Consider the following 23,445-nt stretch of genomic DNA (forward strand, 5'->3'; position numbering starts at 1 on the left):
CACGCGCCGACGTGTGCGGCGCACGCGTCGGCGCGTGCAAGCTCGCCGTCAGTCGCGCGCCAGGCACATGGCGATGCCCATGCCGCCGCCGATGCAGAGCGTGGCCAGACCCTTCTTCGAATCGCGCTTCTGCATCTCGTGCAGCAGCGTCACCAGCACGCGTGAGCCGGATGCGCCGACCGGATGGCCGATCGCGATCGCGCCGCCGTTGACATTGACCTTGGAGGTGTCCCAGCCGAGGTCCTTGTTGACGGCGCAGGCCTGCGCCGCGAAGGCCTCGTTGGCTTCGATGAGATCGAGATCGCCGACATTCCAGCCGGCCTTCTTCAGCGCGGCGCGCGAAGCCGGGATCGGACCCGAGCCCATGATCTTCGGATCGACGCCGGCCTGTGCCCACGACACGATGCGCGCGAGCGGCTTCTTGCCTTCCTTGGCCGCCTGCTTGGCAGTCATCAGCACCACGGCGGCAGCGCCGTCATTGATGCCGGACGCAGAGCCCGCTGTGACCGTGCCGTCCTTCTCGAAGGCGGGCTTGAGCTTGGCCATGGCATCGAGCGTGGCGCCATGACGCGGATATTCGTCCGCGCTGACGACGACGTCACCCTTGCGGGTCTTGATGGTGACAGGAACGATCTCGTCGTTGAACCTGCCCGCCTTCTGAGCGGCCTCCGCCTTCTGCTGCGAGGCGACGGCGAATTCGTCCTGCTGGGCGCGGGTGATCTGCCACTGCCGCGCGACGTTCTCGGCGGTATTGCCCATATGGTAGCCGTTGAAGGCATCCCACAGACCGTCCTTGATCATGGTGTCGACCAGTTCGAGGCCGCCCATCTTGACGCCGCCGCGCAGGTGCTGGGCGTGCGGGGCCATGCTCATCGATTCCTGGCCGCCGGCAACCACGATCTCGGAATCGCCGTTGAGCAGCGCCTGATAGCCGAGTGCGACGGTGCGCAGACCCGAGCCGCAAAGCTGGTTCACGCCCCAGGCCGGGCTTTCCACCGGAATGCCGGCGGCGATCGAAGCCTGACGTGCCGGGTTCTGGCCCTGGGCGGCGGTCAGGATCTGCCCCATGATGACCTCGGAGACGCGGCCGGGCTCGATGCCCGCGCGCTCCAGCGCGGCCTTGATGGCGACTGCGCCGAGGTCATGGGCGGGAAGGGTCGCGAACGCTCCGTTGAAGCTTCCGACCGGGGTGCGGGCGGCGCTGACGATGACGACATCGTCTGACATGGGCATCTCCTGGGTTTGAAATGGGGGCAGACGGGGCTGGGGAAAACGGCTCGCCAGTCTCGAATGGCATCCTGTTAACGTCGTTGAGGCATGTCAATCGGACGGTCTCCGAATTCATGCCGCAACGCATTCAAAATAGCGTTCTTGGCGCTTTCGCAAGCAGGATTTTGCTCTGCAATTAACCGTGCCGCACAAAACGGTAGCGTGAGCCCTTTGAAAATGCTTATTTTGTTGCGTTGCGTACTCTTCCCGCCCTGCGGCATTTGCCCGTCAGGTTCCCGTTCTCCGCGTTTTGCAAGTGAGAGCCCATGGCGAAATCAGACCAACCCACCACCATCAAGAAATACGCGAACCGCCGGCTCTATAACACCGGGACGAGCACCTACGTGACGCTGGAAGACCTTGCCGCCATGGTCAAGGATGGCGAAGATTTCCTGGTCTATGACGCCAAGACCGGCGACGACATCACCCGCTCCGTGCTTGCCCAGATCATCTTCGAGCAGGAGAACAAGGCCGGCCAGAACCTGCTGCCGACCACCTTCCTCCGCCAGCTCATCCGCTTCTACGGCGACAGCATGCAGATGGTGGTGCCGAAATATCTGGAGCAGTCGATCGCGACCCTGACCCAGGAGCAGGAGAAGTTCCGCAAGCAGATCGCCAACACCCTGTCCGGCACTCCTTTTGCTCCCCTGGAGGAACAGGTCCGCCGCAACATGGAGCTGTTCCAGCAGACCTTCTCGATGTTCAAGCCGTTCGCAGCGCCCCGTTCGGCCACTACCCCGGAGCCCGACGCGAATGCCGAGGCGCCGAAGGACAGCAACATCGACGATCTGCGCCAGCAGATGAAGGAAATGCAGGAACGCCTCGAGCGGATGTCGAAAAAGGACGAGTAGGTCTTCTTTCAAGCCAGCCGCCCCAAGCCGAAAGGATGCGCCATGTCCGATCGAAGTGCGCATTGGGAGAACGTCTACCTCACCAAGGGCGAAGCCGAGGTCAGTTGGTTCCAGAACAGCCCGGCGACCTCGCTCGACCTGATCCGCGCTGCAACTCCCGACCATGGCGCAGCCATCATCGATATCGGCGGCGGAGCATCACGACTGGTCGATGCGCTGTTGCAGGACGGATATCGCGACGTCAGCGTGCTGGATCTTTCGGCGAATGCGCTTGACGCAGCAAAGAAGCGGATCGGCGGAGCAGCCTCGATGGTCGACTGGATCGTTGCCGACGCGACGACGTGGCAGCCGGCGAAGACCTACGAGGTCTGGCACGATCGCGCCGCGTTTCATTTCTTGACCGACCCGCGCGACAGGGCCGCCTATGTCGAGCGCCTTCGGTCGGCGGTCGCTCCCGGCGGCAACGTCATCATTGCGACGTTCGCGCCCGATGGTCCCGAGAAATGCAGCGGCCTGCCGGTGCAGCGGCATGACAGCGCGAGCCTTGCGGCGGCGCTCGGCCCGGAGTTCGAGCTCGTCGAGACGCGAAGCGAGACGCATCACACGCCATGGGATTCCACGCAGGCGTTTCAGTTCAGCCGGTTTCGGAGACGCGGCGCGTGAGCCACCGCCGCGCTCGCCATGATGGCGTTCGCGGAAACAGCTCGCGTCAAGCCGCCTGCTTCATCGCATGCGCAAAGTCCCAATACAGTTTGCGCGCTCTCGCATAGAACGGCCCCGGCTTCAGTTCGCGCTCGTCGATGCGGATCACGGGCGCGACCTTGGCGAAATTGCCGGTGGAGAAGATCTCGTCGGCGGCCAGGAAATCGGCATAGCGCAGCGTCCTCTCGACCACGGTGATGCCGTCGCCGCGAAGCAGGCTGATGACGCGCTGGCGCGTGATGCCGTTGAGGAAGGTGCCGTTCGGCACCGGCGTAAACACCACGCCGTCCTTGGCCATGAACACGTTGGAATTGCCAAACTCGGCCACGTTGCCGAGCATGTCGAGCATCAACGCGTTCTGGAAGCCGCGGGAAGCAGCTTCCGCTAGCGCACGCGAATTGTTCGGGTAGAGGCAAGCCGCCTTTGCCTCGACCGGCGCGCATTCGGCGGTGGGCCTTCGGAACGGCGACAGCGTGATGGCGTTGCCCACGGGTTTTGGCATCGGCGCCTCGTAGATGCACAGGCACCAATTGGTGGTTTCGGGGTCGAACAGCACGCCGCCGCCCGAACCGTTCTGCGCCCAATACATCGGACGGATATAGAGCTCGGCATAAGGTCCAAAGCGCGCAATGCCCTCGCGCGCGAGCGTGAGCCAGGTGTCGGTATCGACCACCGGCTTGAGGCCGAAGTTGAGCGCAGACTGGTTGGCGCGGGCGATGTGGCGGTCGAGGTCGGGGGCGACACCCTCGAACGCGCGCGCGCCGTCGAACACGATCGATCCGAGCCAGGCCGCATGCGTCCGCGGGCCCATGATCGGCACATTGCCGTCGTGCCATTTACCCTCGAAGAAGGTCCAACTCGGCGAATATTCAATGGGTTTCTTGATTTCGGCCATGACCGGGCCTCCCCTGGAACCATCCGGGCACTATTGTCCCAATTTCTAAACGATTTGCTGCGGGGGCTTCGTGAGTTACCCTTTTCCCTCGTGAGAGAAAGGAGAGATCGATGCCGCTCGATCCACTCGCAAAGCGTTTGTTGACCATGATGGCGGCGGCCGGGCCGCAGGCGCGGAGCAGACCGAGCGTGGAGGCGCGGCGGCAATCGCTGGCAAAGCTGATGCAGTTCGCGCGCGCCGAGGCGCCGGATGTGGCGACCTCCGATGGCACGCTGACTGGCCACGCCACTGAACTGGCCTATCGCCTCTACACGCCGGCAAGCGCCGAGGAGCTCGCGCCGGGCTTCGTGTTCTTCCATGGCGGCGGGCTCGTCGCCGGCAGCATTGCCACGCACGACCGTATCGCGGCCGCGCTGGCGCATGCCACCGGTTGCCGCCTCGTATCGGTCGAGTACCGGCTCGCCCCGGAGCACAGATTTCCCGCCGCCGTCGATGACGCGATCGCCGCCACCGAATGGGTGGCGCGCGAGGCCGCATCTCTCGGCATCGACGCGGATCGTCTGGTGATCGGCGGCGATTCCGCCGGAGCTACGCTCGCGGCGATCGTGTGCCAGGAGGCGGCGCAGACCGCCGGCCTCTCCATCGCCGCGCAATGCCTCATCTGCCCGGTGCTGGATTTCGAGGAGACCTCGCCCTCACGCGAAGCCTTTGCCGAGGGGCACCTGATCGATCGCGCCACGATCGAAGCCGATCTTTCCGACTATCTGCCTGACGACATCGATACCGCAGATCCGCGCGTCTCCCCGTTGCGCGCAACGCGGCTCACCGGACTGCCGACCGCGATCATCCACACCGCCGAGTACGACCCGATGCGCGACGAAGGCAACGCCTATGCCCGCAAGCTGCTCGCCGCGGGCGTCGCCGTCGAGCATGTCTGCCACGACGGCATGGTTCACAATTTCCACGCCATGGGCGCGATCCTGCCGCAGGCACAACTCGTGTTGTCGCAGATCGGAGAACAGGTGCGGAGGGCTGTGAAGAGGTGAGCACGCGAATCACACGCGTGCATCGAGAACCGCCCTGGCCGCGACAACGTATTCAGGCCAATGCGCGTCCGCATAACGCTCCGCCTGCCGCGCGCAATTGATGTCGGGCGCATGCGCGGCGGCGATCATGCGCGCAAAGCGTTCTTCGGCAACCGTCACATCATCGGCCGCCGACGCCGGTGTGGCCGTCACGGCAGTCGGAGCGGCGATGAGCCCCGCCATTCCGGCGAGCAGGATGCGGCGCGACGTGTTCATGGCTTCGTCCTCCATGGTCCGGCCCGAGCTATAGCCGGCGAGAGTCGGTGCGATCACGGCAGGGTAGCCGCGCGCATCGATGCAGTCCATCGTGCGGATAGCCCTTGACCTCAGGAACGATCGCGTTCCATTTAGCGGGCCGCTCGGTAACCAGAGTTCCGCGCATCGGATTGTCACGTGTCAAGTCACAACCCATCGCATCGTCCGGATTTGCGCGCTGTTGCGATGGGGCTGGCCTGTCTTGCCATCTCGGCGAGCGCCGCTTTCGGCGAGGCCGACGACGATGAAACGGCAAAGCCGGCTATTCCGAACATCTACCTCGATCTGCGCACGAACTATGCGAAAATCCCGTCGGGCACCCTCGGACTCGGATTCGGAAACACCTCGCTATCAGCCGCACTCCAGGCCCTGGCGGTGCGTCGCGGCGCAACGCTGCCGCACGGCTTGCCGGCCACGACAGCGATTGCCATCGACCTGCCGTTGACCGTCGACGTCAGCGACCGCGTCTCGCTGTATGGCGGCGTGTCGGGCTCTACCACTGACGACGGCCGCGGCTGGTCCTCCTTCGACATCACGAGCTGGAACATTGGCGTGCAGGCCGACCTGTACCAGCAGAATGGCGGAACGATTCCGACCATCACGCTGCAGTCGACCCTGACGCAATCGGTCCCGAACGAACAGGGTATGACGAATTCGTTCAACAACATCCTGGAGTTCGACTACGCGCTCGACGAGGACGAGACGCGGGGCTGGCTGGCCGGCACGCAATACACCACCACCGCCATTGCCAGCCCGTTCGCCAACATCGGAACGAATACGATCCTCTATGCCGGCGGCTACTACCAATGGCCGAGCAACTGGAAGTTCACCGGGCGCCTCGGCGTGCAGTCCTTCGGTGGCGCACAGCTCGCGGGGCGGACGATCGCGGAGTCCTTCACCCAGCCGATCCTGCGGCTCGACCTCGATCGCATGGACGACAACGACAACCGGCTGTTCGGTATCACCGCGCTGATCGCGTGGGCGCCGAAGCCGTCCTACCAGCTGACGCTACGAACGCCGCTCTACGCCGTGCGCAATTAGGCATAGCGCAGGATAGCCGCTCAAAACTCCAGCGGCGCGTTGTCGACGACTTCCTTCATCACGAAGAAGGTGCGGGTCTGGCGCACGCCGGGCAGCGCGATGAGCTGCTCGCCGTGGATGCGGTTGAAATCCTCCATGTCGCCGACGCGGATCTTGAGGAAATAGTCGAAATCGCCGGCGACGAGATGGCAGTCGAGCACGCATCTCAGTTTGGTGATCGCCTGTTCGAAGGAGGCAAAGCTCTCCGGTGTCGAGCGGTCGAGCACGACGCCGACCATCACGAGCGTGCCTTTCGCCACCTTCTTCGGCGCGACCATGGCGCGCACGGCGGCAATGAAGCCGTCCTCGAACAGTCGCTGGGTACGGCGATGGCATGTGGCGGGGCTGATTGCGACCGTCTCCGCCAGCTCGGCGTTGCTGAGCCGGCCGTTATTCTGAAGCAATCTCAACATCTTGAGATCAATTCGATCGAGCCGGGACGACATGGAAGAAGCTTTCTTTCAATGACAGCTTTGCGGAAGAAACCATAGCAGAGGACGTCCTTCTCGCAAGATATAGTGCAGCATTGCCGCAATATTCGAAAGCACATTTGCCCCGGCCAATGCTAGCTGCGTCCCCAGACCATTTGCCAATCGGGATGACCAATGATGCTGGAAAAATTCGCGCGCTATCCGCTGACCTTCGGCCCGACGCCGATCGAGAAGCTGGAGCGGCTGTCAAAACATCTCGGCGGTAACGTCGAAATCTACGCCAAGCGCGAGGACTGCAATTCCGGTCTCGCCTATGGCGGCAACAAGCTCCGCAAGCTTGAATATATCATCCCCGATGCCATCGCCTCGAATGCCGACACGCTGGTCTCGATCGGCGGCGTGCAGTCCAACCACACCCGCATGATCGCCGCGGTCGCGGCCAAGATCGGCATGAAGTGCCGCCTCGTGCAGGAGGCCTGGGTGCCGCACGAGGACGCGGTCTATGACCGCGTCGGCAACATCATGCTCTCGCGCATCATGGGCGCGGACGTGCGCCTGGTCGACGAGGGCTTCGACATCGGCATCCGAAAGAGCTGGGAGCAGGCGATCGAGGAGGTGAAGGCAGCGGGCGGCAAGCCCTATGCGATTCCCGCCGGCGCCTCCGTGCACAAGTTTGGCGGCCTCGGCTATGTCGGCTTCGCCGAGGAGGTGCGCAAGCAGGAAGCCGAGCTGGGCTTCAAGTTCGACTACATCATCGTCTGCACCGTCACCGGCTCCACCCATGCCGGCATGCTGGTCGGTTTTGCGGCGGATGGCCGTGCCCGCAAGGTGATCGGCATCGACGCCTCCTTTACGCCCGCGCAGACCAAGGCGCAGGTGCTCGAGATCGCGCAGAACACCGCTCAGCTCGTCGAGCTCGGCAAGGAGATCGTCGCCGACGACGTCGTGCTGATCGAGGACTATGCCTATCCCGCCTATGGCGTGCCGTCGGAGGAGACCAAGGGTGCCATCCGCCTCACCGCGCGTCTCGAAGGCATGATCACCGACCCCGTCTACGAGGGCAAGTCGATGCAGGGCCTGATCGACCTTGCGAAGAAGGGCCATTTCGAGAAAGGCGCGAAGATCCTCTACGCCCATCTCGGCGGTGCGCCGGCGCTGAACGGGTATGCCTATGCGTTCAGGAATGGGTGAGGCATCAGAAGGGCGGCTCTCGCTCTTGTCTTCGTCATTTCCTCTTACCGCGTCCTGATGATCTGCAGCAGCTCGTCGCCGTAATGCTCGAGCTTCTTGTCGCCGATCCCCGGCACGGTGCGGAGTTCGTCCAGCGTCGTCGGCCAGGCCCGGACGATACCGTCGATGGTGGTATCGTGCAGCACCACATAGGCCGGCACGCCGCGTTCGCGGGCGACGTCTGAACGCCACGACCGCAGGCGCGCACGCAGCTCGGGATCGACATCGCCTTGCGGCGCGCCGGCCGCAGGCGCGAGATCGCCGCGGCGGGATCTAGCGCGGCTCGAACGGGTGCGGGTGCCGGTCGCTTCCTCGCGCAGCCACACCTCCGTTTCACCGCGCAGCACCCCGCGCGAGGACTCTGTCAGTTTCAGCGCTCCGAACGCTTCGCTGTCGCTCTGCAAATGGCCCATCGCCACGAGCTGCCGCAGCACCGTGCGCCACTGCTTTTCGTTGAGCTCGCGGCCGATGCCGAACACCGACAGCTTGTCGTGACCGAACTGCGTGACCTTCTCGGTCAGGCGCCCGACCAGCACGTCGATCAGATGCATCGCGCCGAAACGCTGGCCGGTGCGATAGGCGCAGGACAGCAGCTTCTGCGCCAGCACCTTGCCGTCGCGCATCTTGGGCGGCGTCAGGCAATTGTCGCAATTGCCGCAGCTCTCGCCCATCGCGATCTCGCCGAAATAGGCGAGCAGCCGCCGGCGCCGGCAATGCGGCGTCTCGGCAAGGCCGACCAGCGCATCGAGCTTGCCGATCGAGACCCGCTTGAACTCATCCGAAGCGTTGGACTCGTCGATCATGCGGCGCTGCTGCACGATGTCCGAGAGGCCATAGGCCATCCAGGCCGTCGACGGCTTGCCGTCGCGGCCCGCTCGCCCCGTCTCCTGGTAATAGGCCTCGATGCTCTTGGGCAGGTCGAGATGGGCAACGAAGCGCACGTCAGGCTTGTCGATGCCCATGCCGAACGCCACGGTCGCGACGATGACGATGCCGTCCTCGTTGAGGAAGCGGTCCTGGTTGCGCGATCGCACGCTGCCGTCGAGGCCGGCATGATAGGGCAGCGCCGCAATGCCGGCCTCCTGAAGCGCGGCGGCGACCTCCTCGACGCGGTTGCGTGACAGACAATAGACCACGCCGGCATCGCCGGCGTGGCGCTCGCGGATCAATTCCTTGAGCTGCGACACCGGGCTGCGCTTGTCCACGATCTCGTAGCGGATGTTGGGCCGGTCGAAGCTCGAGACGAATTGCGGCGCGCCGGTCAGATGAAGCCGTTCGACGATCTCCTTGCGGGTCAGCTCGTCGGCGGTCGCGGTCAGCGCGATGCGCGGCACGTCGGGAAACCGATCGGCGATGATGGAGAGCCCCACATACTCGGGACGGAAATCATGGCCCCATTGCGAGACGCAATGCGCCTCGTCGATCGCAAACAGCGCCACCTTCGCCTGCGCCAGCAGCGACAGGCAGCGCGGCGTGACCAGCCGTTCCGGCGCGACATAGAGCAGGTCGAGATCACCCGCGAGCAGGCGCCGCTCGATATCGGACGCCTCCTGCGGCGTCAGCGACGAGTTCAGGGCGGCGGCATTGACGCCGGCATCGATCAGCCCGGCGACCTGGTCGCGCATCAAGGCGATCAAGGGCGACACCACGATGCCGCAGCCTTCGCGCAGCAGTGAAGGGAGTTGATAGCACAGCGACTTGCCGCCGCCGGTCGGCATCAACACGAGGCAATTGCCGCCCTGGGTGACGTGACGGATGATCTCGCCCTGCGCGCCGCGGAAGTCCGGCAGGCCGAACACCGAATGCAGCACCGACAGCGCGTCGTGGCCGTTGGCCGGTACAGGGACGGTAGCGGTGGAGGGAGCGGACATGGGCGCGCTGGGAACAAGGCCGTGAGATTCGTCACGAGGCCAGTCGCATGCTGGCGACGGCGTGGCAAGTCTATCTTCCCGCCGCGCCAGCGGCGAGAGGCGGGAAGCTAGGCTCCGATCCGCCGCAACGCTTCTGCGACCGTGACGATCGGCATGTTGCGCTTGCCGGCTGCCGCCAGCGCATGCCGCATCAGGTCGGGCGTGCAGCCATAGGGGCTCGGCCGATCGGTGACGTCGTGGCCGTAGAAGATGAGCCAGCCGCCGCTTGCGACCGCCTCGTCGAAATAGCGATCAACTCCTGCCTTGTCGATCTCGCAATCGATCAAGGGCGAAGCACGCAGGAACTGGAGGTCGATGACATCGCTGTTGACGCCGGGAAGAATGCCACGCGCGGAACGGAAGGCCTTTGTGAGTTGCGGCTTGCGCCAGATCGAGGCGACCCCATAGGGATAGGCGAAGTTCTCCAGTGTGATCGAGGAATCGATGCCGCGGAAATAGGAGCGGTTCCGTTCGATCTCGCGAGCCATCGCGCCCTCGTCGAGAGTGGCGGAGTTCCGGTGCGAGTAGGTATGGCAGGCAATCTCGTGACCGGCGCGGTGGAGCCGCACGATCGCGTCATTCGACAGGCCGTGCCAATGCTCCGACGGCTGATCGATCAGACTGCCGGCGAGATAGAACGTCCCGCGGCCGCCATGCTTCTCCAGAAGCTCGGCGCCCTCGCTTGCCGCGCTATCGGGAGCATCGTCGAAGGTAAAGCTCACCATCGGCGCATGCGCGGGCAGTCGGTGCGGCGCGGCTCGGAAATGCCGAGCCAGCCGATTACTCACGCGTCCCTGGAGTGCCGACCACACGCTGCGTTTCCCGTGATTTCCCTGTTGGCGCTACTGAAACATTCGTGCGCTGGTTGAGGCAAGCCTAACGCTTGGGTAATCCTAACGCGGCACCAAGACGCCTACGCTAGCGTACCGCCGCAGACGCATCGGCGGCCGCGCCGAGATAGCGCAACCAGTTGCGGAATAGCACCGCCGCGGCGCTGCCAGCGCCGATATCGGCGCGCAAGTTCAGCCTGGGCAGCTCGTTGCTGAGCGCCGGATGGCGCTGATGTGCCGCCCTCTTCTCGAAGCGAGCCAGCTTCTCTTCCGTCGCTGCGTCAAAATAGCTCACCGGCAGGCGTGGATAGTTGTCGCGCTCGCGCGCGAGATAGCGGCCGATGTCGCGCAGATATTCTCGCTGGAGCGACAGCGCGTCGTATTCCGGATGGCCCTGGAAGAACACGAAGCGGCTGGCATATTGGCGGATGAAGACGTCGACGCCGGCTTGGGCCGAACGTGTCAGCACTTGATAACCGGCCTGCTCGAGGTCGCTCTCGGCGATCTCGTTCAGGCGGGAATGCGAGACCTTGAAAGGCGCGGGCGCGGCGCGTGTCAGCGAGTCGGCCGTTACGACGTCGCAATCGAAAACGCCGTGACATTTGGCCGGCAACCGCCGCCGTTCGATGCCATCGAGGTGCAGCACCGCCGCATGGGCGGCAAGGCACGACCAGATCGTCGAGCGCGTATTGATCTTCGCCCAGTCGATGAGGTTCGTGAGGTCGCGCCAGTAAGGCTCCTGATCGAGCTCGGGCGCGATCGGCTCTGCACCGGTCACGATCAACCCATCGAATTTGCCGCGCTCGAGATCGGAGAGGTCGGAGTACTCGCTCTCGATATGCCACTTCGCTTCCGGCGAGCGCTTTACGCTGGGAAGCGAGAAGCAGTAGAAGCGGATACGGCGCGGGCCTGCTGCGGCTTGGAGCAGCTTCATGAACTGGCGCTCGGTGGCCTTCAGCGCCGGATCCGGCATGTTGTTGACGAGCCCGATGGTGAGTTCGTCGCCGGCCTCGCGCGCGAGATCGTGCTCGGCCGGCACCAGCGCCGGGCCGGCGATGACTTGATCCTTGTCGATCAAGATCGTCATGGGCAGCGCCGCCTACTCCGCAGCCTCGAGACGGGCCGGCGAACAGGCCCTTTCCAGCGCCTGGTCGATGTCCTCGATGATGTCCGAGACATGCTCGATGCCGATCGACAAACGGATGGTCTCCGGCAGCACGCCAGCGGCGCGCTGCTGCTCCGCCGACATTTGCCGGTGCGTGGTCGAAGCCGGATGACAGGCCAGCGACTTGGCGTCGCCGATATTGACGAGGCGGGTGATCAGCTTCAGTGCATCGTAGAAGGACTTGCCGGCTTCCATGCCGCCCTTGATGCCAAAGGTGAACAGGGAGGAGGCGTTGCCGTTCAGGTACTTCTGCACCAGCGGATAGTAAGGACTGTCAGGGAAACCGCTGTAATTGACCCAGGCGACACGAGGATCGCCGCGCAGGAATTCGGCAACCTTGCGCGCATTCTCGACGTGGCGCTCCATGCGCAACGCGACGGTCTCGATGCCCTGCAGCAGCAGGAAGGCATTGAACGGCGACAGCACCGAGCCCATGGTGCGCTGATAGACGCTGCGCGCGCGCTCGATATAGGCGGTGCGGCCGAAGCGCTCGGCATAGACGAGGCCGTGATAGGAGGCATCCGGCTTGTTGTAGGCCGGGAAGCGCTCGGCATATTTGGCCCAGGGGAAATTCCCGGAATCGACGATGGCGCCACCCAGCGTGGTGCCGTGGCCGCCCAGGAACTTGGTCAGCGAGTGCACGGCGATGTCGGCGCCGTAGTCGAACGGCTTGAGCAGGATCGGGGTTGCGACAGTGTTGTCGACGATCAGCGGCACGCCGTGCGCATGCGCGATCTTTGCCAGTGCTTCGATGTCGCAGACATTCCCGGCGGGATTGCCGATTGTCTCGGCGAAGACGGCGCGGGTGTTCTCGTCGATCAGCCTCGCCATCGCATCCGGCTTGTCGCTCTCGGCGAAGCGGCCGGTGATCCCCTGGCGCGGCAGGATGTGCGAGAGCAGCGTGTGCGTGGTGCCGTAGAGCTGCGGCACTGAAACGATGTTGCCGCCGTGATCGGCGACGTTGACGAAGGCGAAATGCAGCGCCGCCTGACCGGTCGCGACCGCGAGCGCGCCGACGCCGCCTTCGAGTTGGGCGATGCGCTTCTCCAGCACCGCGCTGGTCGGATTGGCGATACGGCTGTAGCGAAAGCCTTCGGTCTCGAGATTGAACAGGGCGGCGCCGTGATCGGCGCTGTCGAAGGCATAGGCCGCGGTCTGGTAGATCGGCACGGCCACCGCATGCGTGGTGGCTTCGGGCTCGTAGCCGGCGTGAATAGCAATCGTCTCGTTGCGCATTATGCCACCTCCGCGTGGGGCGGGCCGCACTTATTAGCCTGTATGAGGCATGTGCGTTGTCCGCCGCTCCTCTGTTAGAGGCGGGTGGTAAAGCGGACAATAATTCGCCTAGAGATCGAGGAAGTAACCCTAATGCTTGCCAGGGAATTGGCCGGCATTCGGGTTAATGCGGATTAACAAATTGCTGCGTCCTGCCGCGGCGGTTGCGTGCCTCTGCCCTCTCCCGGCTTGGAGAAGGCAGATCGACGCGGCATCAGGGAAGGTGCACCTAAGACATTTGCTCCCACAGCTGGCGGGCGAGCACGCCGGCGCGCTTCTCGATCGCGGCCGCAGCATCGAGCGCGAGATCCTCGCGATAGCGCCCGGCAATCAGCTGCACGCCGATCGGCTTGCCGTCGTGCAGCGCCACCGGCACGACCGCGCCCGGGAGCCCCAGCACATTGATGGCGGAGATGAAGCGGATCTCGCCCCAGAAGATCTCGCGCACGCGCTCGGCGCTGATGGTGTCGTCACGCGGGCCTGGCGTCGGCTTCACCGTGGTCGGCGCCAGCACGACCGGATACTCCTCGAAGAACAACTGCCAGGCGCGGATATGGCCGTTGCGCGCGGCGGTCGCCTGCATCCAGCCCTTGAGATCGAGCACATTGGCCTTGGCCTTCATGCCGCCCCAGGCCTTGTGAAAATCCTCGGACGTGACCTTCAGCATGCCGGCTTCCTGCATCACCACGGTCTCGTTGGTGATGATGTCGCACCAGGTCTGCCAGACACCGTTGATGTCGGGCACCTCGACCTCGCTGACGCGATAGCCAGACCGCTCGAGATGGTCGGCGGCCTGGCGCAGCGCGGCGGAGACAGACGGATCAACGTCCATGTCCTCGGGGATTTTGGCCAGCGCGACCTTGATCGGTCCTTTCGGCCGTTCGCCGACCAGCGGTGCCGGCACCCACCAGGGGTCGCGCGGATCGCGCTGGCTCATGACCTCCAGCGCGAGGCGAACGTCGGCGACGTGGCGGGCGAGCGGCCCCTGCGCCGACATCAGATGTGCCAGCATCGGCCGCTCGGCCGTTGCGCTCTCGTTGAATGCGGGGATGCGGCCCTGCGTGGGCTTGATGGTGGCGACGCCGTTGCAATGCGCCGGCCAGCGCAGCGAGCCCCCGATGTCGTTGCCGTGGGCGATGGTGCCGATGCCGGCGGCGACCGCCGAGCCCGCTCCGCCCGAGGAGCCGCCGCAGGTGATGTCCGGGTCCCAGGGATTCAGCGTCAACCCGTGCAGGGGATTGTCGGTGAAGCCCCGGAAGGAGAATTCCGGCGTGTTGGTCAGGCCGATGACGATCGCACCGGCCTTCTTCAGGTTGCGGACAACAGGCGCGTCGGAGGGGGCGATCAGGCCCTTGTTGGCCGGCACGCCGTTGAAGTTGGGCCGACTCTGGAAATCGACGTTTTCCTTGATCGTGATCGGCACGCCGTGCAGAAGGCCGAGATCGCCGCCCTTGGCACGCTGCTTGTCGGCCGCATGGGCCGCGGCAAGCGCCTCTTCCGAGAGATCGACGACGACGGCGTTCAGCTTCGGATTGACCGCGCGCATCCGTTCGAGATGGGCCTCGACCGTCGCGACCGCAGAGATGGCGCCGGAGCGGATGGCCGCGGCGGTCTCCACCGCCGACCATTGCCAGGCCGGTCCCTTGGGAAGACGCGGTGCGGCGGACCTGCGCGGCGCGGACTTCCTTGCCGGCTTCGCGACGGCACTCTTGCGGCCGGAGTTCGCCTTCTTCGCGGTCTTCGCCGCCTTCTTCGACGCACTCTTCTTCTTAGAAGCCTTCTTAGTCGCCGTCTTCGCCACGCCAGCATCTCCTTGAAATTGCGCAGCGGAGGTTACGGAGGAGATGCGGCCCTGTACAGGTGCGTTTCTGCATGGCGCATTGATAGAAGGTCTGCCACACCGCGCCCGCGCGTTCATCGATTTCATCGCGGAGCCAGCGCGGGTAACCGATCCGACGCTAAAGCGAGCGGGGGATGGGAAGTGGAGGTCCTACGGTGAGGCGCGATGGAGTAGAGAGTGTCAGTCAAGCCAGAATGTGAGATCAAAGGCAGCGTGGACCGGAATTTGACACGTTGGGCAAATCAGAGGCCCAATTTGCTTCTACCGAAACTCGCAGAATGACGGCGTGCGCGAGATTGACGCGACCATGTTCTGCGTGGCTGGATCCTTAATGACACCCGTCGTCGCTTGCGCGAGGGTGCCGAAACCACGAAAATCGCAAGCGCTCAGAACTTGTCAGGGGGACTCCACACAAATGCAGTTTGATGACGTCATTCTCGGTCGCCGAAGCATCCGCGGCTACAAGTCCGATCCGGTCCCCAAGGAGCTGATTGCGGAGATCATTGGTTTGGCGATGCGCGCTCCATCATCGATGAACACCCAGCCCTGGAATTTCTATGTCATTACTGGCGAACCGCTGGATCGAATCCGCGCCGGCAACACCGAACGGATGCTGGCAGGCATCCCACAGTCGCGCGAGTTCCGCACGGGCCAGGCTTTTTCGGGCAAGCACCGCGACAGGCAGGTCGGCGTCGCCAAGCAATTATTCTCAGCAATGGGAATCGAGCGCGACAATATGGAGAGGCGCCAGGACTGGGTGCTGCGCGGCTTTCGCCAGTTCGACGCGCCCGTCTGCGTGATCATCACCTATGACCGCATGCTTGATGGTAGCGACGATACGCCCTTCGACTGCGGCGCCGTGGCGACGGCCCTGGTCAATGCCGCGTGGTCTCGCGGGCTCGGCGCCGTGATCAACAGCCAGGGCATCATGCAATCCCCCGTGGTGCGCGAGCACGCGGGCATAGCCGACGATCAGATCATCATGAAAAGCATTGCTCTTGGCTGGCCGGATGAAACTTTTCCTGCGAACGCAGTGGTGTCGGAGCGCAAGTCCGTTGAGGAAGCGACGGTCTTCGTTGGGTTTGAGACGTAGCGGCGCACGGTCGGAAAGGCTGGAGGCACAGTGGTGATCCGCGCCATGGTCCGACCTATCCTTGCGCTGGCGGCGGCTCTTGCCACTGCCTTGGCGCCTGTCATTTGTCTCGGCGAAAGCAGCAAGCCCTTGCCGGCCAAGGCAACGAGAGAACTACCCGCTGAGCTGCTCGCGCTGCTTGAGCAGAAGAAGATGCCGAAATATTCACCTATCGTCGTACGTATTTTCAAGGAGGAGGCCGAGCTCGAGGTCTGGAAACAGGACGCGACCGGCCGCTTCCAGATTCTCAAGACCTATCCGATCTGTCGGTGGTCGGGAGATCTCGGGCCGAAGCTGTACGAAGGCGACCGACAGGCTCCGGAAGGGTTCTATACGATTACACCTGAGTTGATGAATCCCAACTCTAACTTCTACCTTTCGATCAACCTGGGCTACCCCAACGCATTCGACAAGGCGCACAAGCGCAACGGCAGCTTCCTCATGATCCACGGCGACTGCTGGTCGAGCGGTTGCTATGCCATGACCGACGAACAGATCAGCGAAATCTATTCGTTGGCGCGCGACTCATTCCTCGGCGGCCGCCCGTCGTTCCAGGTCCAGGCCTATCCGTTCCGCCTGACGCCGGCAAATCTGGCGCGGCATCGAAACAGTCCCAACCTGACCTTCTGGAAAATGCTCAAGGTCGGCAACGATCATTTCGAGACGACGCGTCTCGAACCCAAGGTGGATGTATGCGACCGCCGTTATGTATTCGATGCGCAACCACCTCCAAGTTCGCGGCACCCTCTCGCATTCAGCGCAAACGAAAAATGCCCGCCCTTCGTCGTCAATCCCGAAATCGCGCGAGCGGCGTGGCAAAAGCAGCACGCCGACGAACGCGCATACGCGCAATTGGTCGAAGACAATGTGCCGGCGGCCCCGATCTACAGCGGACTCGACGGCGGCATGAACAAGGCTTTCCATGCGCGGTTTCCCGGCCGAGTAACGCTTGCGAAAGTGATGCCGTATGCGTCCTACCTGCCGCAGCTCCCACCGATCCCGTGGACCGACCGTGACGGCTCATTGACGAGCAAATGGTTTGGGAGTTCGTTCGCCGGGTCGGTCGTGTGTGATGCGGCTGCTGGCGGCTCGCCGTCGGGCCGCTGCTGAACAACAACGTGGTGGCGGAGAGAGTGGGATTCGAACCCACGGTACGGTTTCCCGCACACACGCTTTCCAAGCGTGCGCCTTAAGCCACTCGGCCATCTCTCCGGAGCGCCCTCTCTTGAAGGGGCGCCGATGATTTTGCAAGGGATCGCGGGGCAAATCGGGTTATTTTCCGCAACTTGTTGTTTTTTAAAGACATTGCCCAGCGCTATATGCACCTTGGCCCGCTTGCCGGCTGAACCTGAGGCGGGTTCGGCGCGACGATTCACGGGAAGCCCACCAGACCCGACCGAGCACATCATGCCCGTCAGCAAGACCATGGCCGCCCTGGGCCTGATTTTGACCCTCGGCTCCGTCCTCGCAGTACCCGCCGCCGCACAGGTCTGCAGCCGGCAAGGCGCCGACGTCAGCTGTGACGACGGCCGGCGCGGGATGCTCTCGGGCGATGCCATCCTCTGGCCAGATGGCACGCGCTCGAGCTCGACGCCGCATCAGAGCGTGATCATCGGCAACAAGAGCTCCGTGCATGTGGGCCCCGGCGTGTTCGTCGGCCAGGGCAAGGGCGTGGTGCCGCTGGACAATCCGAACGCGCCGAACAAGCGGCAATGCGCGATTCTGGATGGCGTATCGTATTGCTATTGAAGGCGGGCGCTATGGCTGTTTGCCGTCATGCCCGTGGCAGATGGCCGGGTCGAGCCCGGCCACGAGGGGTCGATAGACCCGAGAATAATCTCAGATCAACCGCACGCCAGAGATTGCCGACTTCAGCCAACGCAGCGCCTGCGGCGGTTGGGCTGCGAGCGGGGCAACGGCAGCCTTCTCGGTCCGGCACTTCTCGAGCTTGGCGACGAAATCGGCGGACCATTGCTGGATCGTGTGGCAACGCAGCTTCTTCATCATCGCGTCCCAGCGCATCTTGCGCTCGGTCAACGGCATGGATGCGGCGACCGCGATCGCGCGGGCCATGCCGTCGATGTCGTGCGGGTTGACCAGCAGTGCGGCGTCGAGCTCGTTGGCCGCGCCCGCGAACTTCGACAGTACCAGTACGCCGGGATCGGCCGGGTTCTGGGCGGCAACATACTCCTTGGCGACGAGATTCATGCCGTCGTGCAGGGGCGTCACCACGCCGATCTGCGCGGTGCGGTACAGACCCGCGAGCACGGCCTGGCTGAAGCCCTTGTTCAGATAGCGGATCGGCGTCCAGTCGACCTCGCCATGGCGGCCGTTGACGTCCGAGACGAGGCGGGCGACCTCGTTCTGGAGATTGCCATAGGCCTCGATGCCGCCGCGCGAGGGATTGGCGATCTGGAGCAGCGAGATGCCCCGCGCAAACTGCGGATGCTCGGTCCAGAGCCGGTCGAAAGCACTGATTCGGTTGAGGAGGCCCTTTGAATAGTCGAGCCGGTCGACGCCGATCGCGAGGCGCTCGCCATTGAGGCTGCGGCGCAGGCGCGATACGTCGGGATGGGAGACCGACTTCGCGGCGTAGGCCGCAAACTTCTCCGCATCGATGCCGATCGGAAACACTTCGCAGCGGGTGCGCCCCTGCTGCGAGATCGCGACGCCGTCCTCGATCGCGAGGCCGAGCTCGCCGCCGACATAGCCGAGGAAGTTCTGGCGATCCTCCTCGGTCTGGAAGCCGAGCAGATCGTAGGCCAGCATCGCCGTGACCAGCTCGCGATGGTTCGGCACGCCCTGCATCACGGTGGTAACGGGCCACGGCGTATGCAGGAAGAAGCCGATCGGGTCATCAACGCCGAGGTCGCGCAGCTCGGCGCCGAGCGCGAGGAAATGGTAATCCTGCACCCAGAACGCAGTCTGTGGCTTGCGGAAACGCATCAAGGCCCTCGCCATGAAGGCGTTGACCTCGCGATAGCTGACATAATCGTCCCGCGAGACACGGATCAGATCGCTGCGGGAGTGCAGCGCCGGCCACAGCGCCGAATTGGCGAAGCCTTCGTAATAACCGCCGTAATGTGCCGCCGGCAAATCCAGCGTCGCGATTGCACCCGTCCCGAGCGCCTCGATTTCGGCGAAAGGTTCTTTCTGGTGTCCATCCCGCACGCGCCCGGAGGAGCCCACCCAGATCGCACCGGAATGTTCCACAACTGGAAGCAAGGCTGCTGCAAGGCCGCCCGTCATGGGCTCGTTCGGCTTGCCGCGGGCGACGCGGTTTGAAACGACAACTAAGTTCACAGGTCGTCCCCTCCTGTTCATTCCACCCCGTTTAACTGCCGTTCATCAATATGGTTCCTGATCATCGTTTCAACCAATTGAAACCAAAATCGGGCGGGCGCGTTGGCACTGGTTTCGCTCGCGGAACCCACCCGATTCGCTTGGAAAAGCATCCCTTCGGGTCTCTCCCGCAGCACGCATGGCGCCGCGCGACGGCGCCGTGCTCGAAGACCTTTGTGTCTGCGGCGTGGCGCAGCCTTCGTTTCACCTTGGATCGAGCAGGCGCGCGAGGAACGCACGGACGTCGGCTGGCGCATCGAAGTGACCGTTCACGCCCATGGCGCGGCGACCGACCGAGAACGCGAGCCCATCCATGTCGGGCATGATCGCGAACACGGTCTCGTCCGTGACATCATCGCCGATGAAGATCGGGCGACGTCCCTTGAAAGGCTCGTGCTTCATCAGCTCGCATACCCCGGTTGCCTTCGTGAAACCGGAATGCTTGATTTCGCAGACGAACTTGCCAGGCAGCACCTCGATCGGCGCATTGGGCAACTCTGCGCGGACCAGCGAAACGGCTTCGTAGATCGCCTTTTCCGCATGCGGCGCGAGGCGGTAATGCAGCGCCAGCGAATAGCCCTTGTCCTCGAGCAGAATGCCCGGACTGAGTTTGGCAAGCGCCGCGAGCCGCCGCTTCAGCTCCTTGTCCAACGGCGGCGCGTGCACGGCCTCCGCTTCATTGTCCGCCGACAGCCGCATCTCGGCGCCGTGACCGGCCACGGCGCGGAACACGTCGGGCGCAAAGATCAGGTCGATGTCGTTGAGGGAGCGACCGCTGACCAGCGCCAGCGCGCCGGAGGTGCGCTCGGTCAGATGCTTCAGCGTTTCCGACAGGCCCGGCGGCACCCATACCTCGCGCGGCGTCGGCATCAGATCGAGCAGCGTGCCGTCAATGTCGAGCAAAATGGCAAGTTCATCGAGATGCGGGACGAGCGCATGCGGCACCGGCACCGCATCCGGTGCATCGCCGTCCGGTATGGTGCGCTTCTGGTCCATCGCCATGTCCGCAAGTTCCGATTTCATCAGTCTACTCCATAAAGGCGAGCGGACGCGCGATCTGTTCGAGCGATTTGCGCTCCGCCGCCACGGCATAGCGCCCCGCCACGATCGCTGCCACGATCATCAGGGCCGCCCCCAGCAGATAGCCGGCGAACACGCTGTTGCGCGACCCCGTGTCGATCAGCGCACCGAACAGTGCCGGTCCGATCACGCCGCCGATGCCGGTGCCGACCGCATAGAACACCGCGATCGCCAGCGCACGCACCTCGAGGGGGAAGGTCTCGCTGACGGTGAGATAGGCCGCACTCGCGGCGGGTGACGCGAAGAAGAAGATCACCATCCAGGCAATCGTCTGTCCCTGCGCGCTCAGCACACCAATCGAGAACAGATAGCCCGACAGCGCCAGCAACAGGCCCGACGCGCCATAGGTGAACATGATCATGGTGCGGCGGCCGAGCGTATCGAACAGGCGGCCGAGCAAGAGAGGCCCGAGGAAATTGCCGGCAGCGAAGGGCAGCAGGTACCAGCCTACGTGATCGGAGCGGATGCCGTAGAAATCGGTCAGCACCAGCGCGAAGGTGAAGAAGATGGCGTTGTAGAAGAACGCCTGTGCGCTCATCAGCACGAGGCCAACCAGCGCACGCTGACGGTAGAGCGAGAACAGCGTGTGGAGAACCTCTGCAATCGGCGTGTGGTCACGCATCCTCAGCCGAATCTTGGTGAAGCGCCCGCCGCTCGTATCCTGATTGTGCCCGATCACCGAACGCTCGATGTCGCCGACGATGGCATGGGCCTCGTCGGGTCGTCCATGAATCATCAGCCAGCGCGGACTTTCCGGGATCCACATTCGCATCAGGAGCACGACAAGGCCGAGGGCCGCGCCGATGAGATAGGCGAGTCGCCAGCCGAGGTCGGGATCGATCACGGCGGGATCAAGCAGCACGATGGCGGCGACCGCGCCCATCGCGGCGCCGATCCAGAAGCTGCCGTTGATGACGAGATCCGTCCAGCCGCGATAGCGAGCCGGCACCAGCTCCTGGATGGTCGAGTTGATCGCGGTATACTCGCCGCCGATGCCCGCGCCGGTGAGGAATCGGAACAGCGCGTAGCTCGCGACATCCCATGACAGGGCCGTCGCGGCCGTCGCCGACAGGTAGAGCGCGAGCGTGATGAAGAACAATTTCTTGCGGCCGATGCGATCGGTGAGCCAGCCGAAGCCGAGAGCGCCTAGCACGGCGCCGGCGAGATAGGCGGAGTTCGCGATACCGAGATCGAGATTGGAGAAATGCAGCGAGTTGCTCTGCTTCAGCGCGCCGGAGAGCGCACCGGCCAATGTCACCTCAAGTCCGTCGAGTATCCAGGTAATGCCGAGCGCGAGCACGACGCGGGTGTGGAAACCGCTCCACGGCAGCGCATCGAGCCTCGAGGGAATGCTGGTCTCCACGATACGGTCGGCCGCCGTCGCCGCCGGGACTACGGGTGCATAGTTCAGCGCTGGACTTTGCTGCAATTCCATCGGTTGTTGCGTCTGATCAATGGAAGCAGCCCCGTCCCAGGTGACGTGGACGGGGTCGATCCGATCATGGGAGTGCGGCATTCTGCCTGCCACCTGCGACAACGCCTGCGAAGTGGCCGGGTTCCCGCGGGAAGGCCCGTCGACACCGCTCGATGCGATGGAGCCGCAAGGGCTCGATGCATGGCTCACGTCAGAAAGACGACACATTCACGGAAGACAGGCGCCCGGATCGGCGCTGTCGATGCTGACGTTCTGCAGGTGGCCCGAATCCCTGCCAAGCCCAATCCTGTGGGTATGAACCACTAATCCAAGCGCGCCGGAGAGCGCGCTTGCCCGGGGACGACAGCGGAGGGTGGTGCGATGGCGGTTAGCCTATCGCACGCCCCTACGCGGCCCTGATCGTCGCCATGAAGCGGTCGAGCTCGGCGCGCAGGCGGGTGCTCTCGCTCGACAGGGTCTTGGCCGAATTGAGCACCTCTTCCGAGGCAGATCCGGTCTCGGCGGCACCGCGGTTGGCACATTGGTCATCAGCATGAGCGCCGCCGCGAAGGTCNGACGCTCTTCCGATCTAGGCCGCGAGCTTACGCGGCCCTGATCGTCGCCATGAAGCGGTCGAGCTCGGCGCGCAGGCGGGTGCTCTCGCTCGACAGGGTCTTGGCCGAATTGAGCACCTCTTCCGAGGCAGATCCGGTCTCGGCGGCACCGCGGTTGACCTCGCCGATGTCGGTAGCCGCAGTCTGGGTGCCCTGCGCGACCGTCTGGACGCTGCGGGCGATCTCCTGCGTCGCCGCGCCCTGCTGCTCGACCGCGCTCGCGATCGACGTCGAGATCGACGAGATCTGGCCGATGGTCGCGCCGATCTCCTTGATCGCAGCGACCGATTCGGCGGTGGCGCCCTGCATGCCTGCAATGTGCGAGGAGATCTCGTCGGTCGCCTTCGCCGTCTGGCTTGCCAGCGACTTCACCTCGCTCGCAACCACTGCAAAGCCGCGGCCGGCCTCGCCGGCGCGGGCGGCCTCGATCGTGGCGTTGAGCGCCAGCAGGTTGGTCTGCTCGGCGATCGCCGTGATCAGCTTGACCACTTCGCCGATCTGCTGGGCGGCATGCGACAGCTTGCCGATGCGACCGTCGGTCTCCTTGGCCTGCACCACGGCSGCTTCGGCGATCCGGCTGGAATCGCGGACYTGGCGGCCAATCTCCTCGACCGAGGCCGACAGCTCCTCGGTCGCGGTCGCGACCGACTGCATGTTGGACGAGGCCTGCTCGGAGACGCCGGCGACCTGGCTCGACAGGCTTTGCGTGGTCTCGGCGGTGCGGGTCAGCGTCGAGGCCGCCGATTCCAGCTGCACGGCCGAGGCCGAGACGTTGGAGACGATGGCGCCGACCGCGCTCTCGAAATCGTCGGCGAAGCGGATCAGCTCGGCGCGGCGGCTTGCGGCCTGCTCCCGGTTCTGGGCTTCGCTGGCGGCGGCGTCGCGCTCGGCCTTGGCGACCGCCTGAACCTTGAACTCCTCGACGGCACCCGCCATCTCGCCGATCTCGTCCTTGCGGCCGAGGCCGGGCAGCACGACGTCGAAATTGCCGGCGGCGAGCTCGCGCATCGCCTTGCACATCGCGATCATCGGACGCGAGATGCCG

At 64.3% G+C, this 23,445-nt stretch carries 21 protein-coding genes and 1 tRNA gene; 8 read left to right on the forward strand and 14 right to left on the reverse strand.

The features are described 5' to 3' along the window. Window positions 1–48: 48 nt before the first annotated feature. A complete protein-coding gene (locus tag ASG57_RS18925; RefSeq protein ID WP_057196988.1) occupies window positions 49–1,227 on the reverse strand; it encodes an acetyl-CoA C-acetyltransferase in 1,179 nt (392 codons plus the stop codon). Window positions 1,228–1,535: 308 nt separating this feature from the next. On the opposite strand from ASG57_RS18925, the gene phaR reads away from it, so the two are divergent. After that, complete coding sequence (gene phaR / locus ASG57_RS18930; protein ID WP_024339294.1) at window positions 1,536–2,120, forward strand: polyhydroxyalkanoate synthesis repressor PhaR; 585 nt, start codon at window positions 1,536–1,538, stop codon at window positions 2,118–2,120. A gap of 42 nt (window positions 2,121–2,162) precedes the next feature. Beyond that, entirely contained in the window at window positions 2,163–2,783 is a 621-nt protein-coding gene (locus ASG57_RS18935) for a class I SAM-dependent methyltransferase (protein ID WP_024339295.1), read from the forward strand. 46 nt (window positions 2,784–2,829) lie between these two features. On the opposite strand, the gene ASG57_RS18940 is transcribed toward ASG57_RS18935, so the two are convergent. Continuing rightward, on the reverse strand, window positions 2,830–3,717 hold the full coding sequence (locus ASG57_RS18940; protein ID WP_024339296.1) for a branched-chain amino acid aminotransferase: 888 nt from the start codon (window positions 3,715–3,717) through the stop codon (window positions 2,830–2,832). A gap of 110 nt (window positions 3,718–3,827) precedes the next feature. On the opposite strand from ASG57_RS18940, the gene ASG57_RS18945 reads away from it, so the two are divergent. Further along, window positions 3,828–4,763: an alpha/beta hydrolase gene (locus ASG57_RS18945; RefSeq protein ID WP_024339297.1), complete on the forward strand. Its 936-nt coding sequence runs from the start codon at window positions 3,828–3,830 to the stop codon at window positions 4,761–4,763. Between the two features lie 9 nt (window positions 4,764–4,772). Here the strand turns inward: ASG57_RS18945 and ASG57_RS18950 are convergent, their stop codons facing one another. Then, entirely contained in the window at window positions 4,773–5,018 is a 246-nt protein-coding gene (locus ASG57_RS18950) for a hypothetical protein (RefSeq protein ID WP_024339298.1), read from the reverse strand. A 210-nt stretch (window positions 5,019–5,228) separates the two neighbouring features. On the opposite strand from ASG57_RS18950, the gene ASG57_RS18955 reads away from it, so the two are divergent. Beyond that, a complete protein-coding gene (locus ASG57_RS18955) occupies window positions 5,229–6,098 on the forward strand; it encodes a hypothetical protein (protein ID WP_057196989.1) in 870 nt (289 codons plus the stop codon). Window positions 6,099–6,118: 20 nt separating this feature from the next. On the opposite strand, the gene ASG57_RS18960 is transcribed toward ASG57_RS18955, so the two are convergent. Further along, window positions 6,119–6,583, reverse strand: a complete 465-nt coding sequence (locus ASG57_RS18960) for an Lrp/AsnC family transcriptional regulator (RefSeq protein WP_024339300.1) — start codon at window positions 6,581–6,583, stop codon at window positions 6,119–6,121. 162 nt (window positions 6,584–6,745) lie between these two features. Here ASG57_RS18960 and ASG57_RS18965 point away from each other — a divergent pair, with 162 nt between their 5' ends. After that, complete coding sequence (locus ASG57_RS18965; RefSeq protein ID WP_057196998.1) at window positions 6,746–7,759, forward strand: 1-aminocyclopropane-1-carboxylate deaminase; 1,014 nt, start codon at window positions 6,746–6,748, stop codon at window positions 7,757–7,759. 44 nt (window positions 7,760–7,803) lie between these two features. Here ASG57_RS18965 and recQ read toward each other — a convergent pair whose 3' ends face one another. The 5 genes from recQ to ASG57_RS18990 all read right to left on the reverse strand — a co-directional run bounded on the left by recQ (window position 7,804) and on the right by ASG57_RS18990 (window position 14,779). Beyond that, a complete protein-coding gene (recQ, locus tag ASG57_RS18970; RefSeq protein ID WP_057196990.1) occupies window positions 7,804–9,669 on the reverse strand; it encodes a DNA helicase RecQ in 1,866 nt (621 codons plus the stop codon). A gap of 107 nt (window positions 9,670–9,776) precedes the next feature. Next, window positions 9,777–10,520 carry a polysaccharide deacetylase family protein gene (locus ASG57_RS18975; protein WP_024339303.1) on the reverse strand — a complete coding sequence of 248 codons (744 nt, stop codon included), beginning with the start codon at window positions 10,518–10,520 and terminating at the stop codon, window positions 9,777–9,779. Window positions 10,521–10,626: 106 nt separating this feature from the next. Then, window positions 10,627–11,625 carry a homoserine O-succinyltransferase MetA gene (gene metA, locus ASG57_RS18980; protein WP_057196991.1) on the reverse strand — a complete coding sequence of 333 codons (999 nt, stop codon included), beginning with the start codon at window positions 11,623–11,625 and terminating at the stop codon, window positions 10,627–10,629. A gap of 12 nt (window positions 11,626–11,637) precedes the next feature. Then, window positions 11,638–12,939 carry an O-acetylhomoserine aminocarboxypropyltransferase/cysteine synthase family protein gene (locus ASG57_RS18985; protein WP_024339305.1) on the reverse strand — a complete coding sequence of 434 codons (1,302 nt, stop codon included), beginning with the start codon at window positions 12,937–12,939 and terminating at the stop codon, window positions 11,638–11,640. A gap of 268 nt (window positions 12,940–13,207) precedes the next feature. After that, the gene (locus ASG57_RS18990; RefSeq protein ID WP_057196992.1) at window positions 13,208–14,779 is read right to left on the reverse strand and encodes an amidase family protein; all 1,572 of its coding nucleotides are present in this window, start codon (window positions 14,777–14,779) and stop codon (window positions 13,208–13,210) included. Between the two features lie 454 nt (window positions 14,780–15,233). On the opposite strand from ASG57_RS18990, the gene ASG57_RS18995 reads away from it, so the two are divergent. Together ASG57_RS18995 and ASG57_RS19000 are read left to right on the forward strand one after the other, a co-directional pair. Then, window positions 15,234–15,911 (forward strand): nitroreductase, encoded by a 678-nt coding sequence (locus tag ASG57_RS18995; protein WP_057196993.1) that lies wholly within the window; start codon window positions 15,234–15,236, stop codon window positions 15,909–15,911. Between the two features lie 33 nt (window positions 15,912–15,944). Then, window positions 15,945–17,060: a L,D-transpeptidase family protein gene (locus tag ASG57_RS19000; RefSeq protein WP_230646690.1), complete on the forward strand. Its 1,116-nt coding sequence runs from the start codon at window positions 15,945–15,947 to the stop codon at window positions 17,058–17,060. 12 nt (window positions 17,061–17,072) lie between these two features. Here ASG57_RS19000 and ASG57_RS19005 read toward each other — a convergent pair. After that, a tRNA-Ser gene (locus ASG57_RS19005) sits at window positions 17,073–17,162 on the reverse strand. A 195-nt stretch (window positions 17,163–17,357) separates the two neighbouring features. On the opposite strand from ASG57_RS19005, the gene ASG57_RS19010 reads away from it, so the two are divergent. Further along, window positions 17,358–17,699 carry a hypothetical protein gene (locus ASG57_RS19010; RefSeq protein ID WP_024339309.1) on the forward strand — a complete coding sequence of 114 codons (342 nt, stop codon included), beginning with the start codon at window positions 17,358–17,360 and terminating at the stop codon, window positions 17,697–17,699. A 90-nt stretch (window positions 17,700–17,789) separates the two neighbouring features. Here the strand turns inward: ASG57_RS19010 and ASG57_RS19015 are convergent, their stop codons facing one another. From ASG57_RS19015 to ASG57_RS19030, 4 genes are all read right to left on the reverse strand, one after another. Beyond that, window positions 17,790–19,253, reverse strand: a complete 1,464-nt coding sequence (locus ASG57_RS19015; RefSeq protein WP_057196994.1) for a trehalose-6-phosphate synthase — start codon at window positions 19,251–19,253, stop codon at window positions 17,790–17,792. Window positions 19,254–19,496: 243 nt separating this feature from the next. Then, the gene (gene otsB / locus ASG57_RS19020) at window positions 19,497–20,315 is read right to left on the reverse strand and encodes a trehalose-phosphatase (RefSeq protein WP_057196995.1); all 819 of its coding nucleotides are present in this window, start codon (window positions 20,313–20,315) and stop codon (window positions 19,497–19,499) included. 4 nt (window positions 20,316–20,319) lie between these two features. Then, window positions 20,320–21,807 (reverse strand): MFS transporter, encoded by a 1,488-nt coding sequence (locus tag ASG57_RS19025; protein ID WP_024339312.1) that lies wholly within the window; start codon window positions 21,805–21,807, stop codon window positions 20,320–20,322. Window positions 21,808–22,388: 581 nt separating this feature from the next. Beyond that, window positions 22,389–23,445: methyl-accepting chemotaxis protein (locus ASG57_RS19030; RefSeq protein ID WP_162250065.1), on the reverse strand; the 1,057-nt coding region annotated here is incomplete at its 5' end.

Source organism: Bradyrhizobium sp. Leaf396 (assembly GCF_001424605.1).
Lineage (GTDB): Bacteria > Pseudomonadota > Alphaproteobacteria > Rhizobiales > Xanthobacteraceae > Bradyrhizobium > Bradyrhizobium japonicum_C.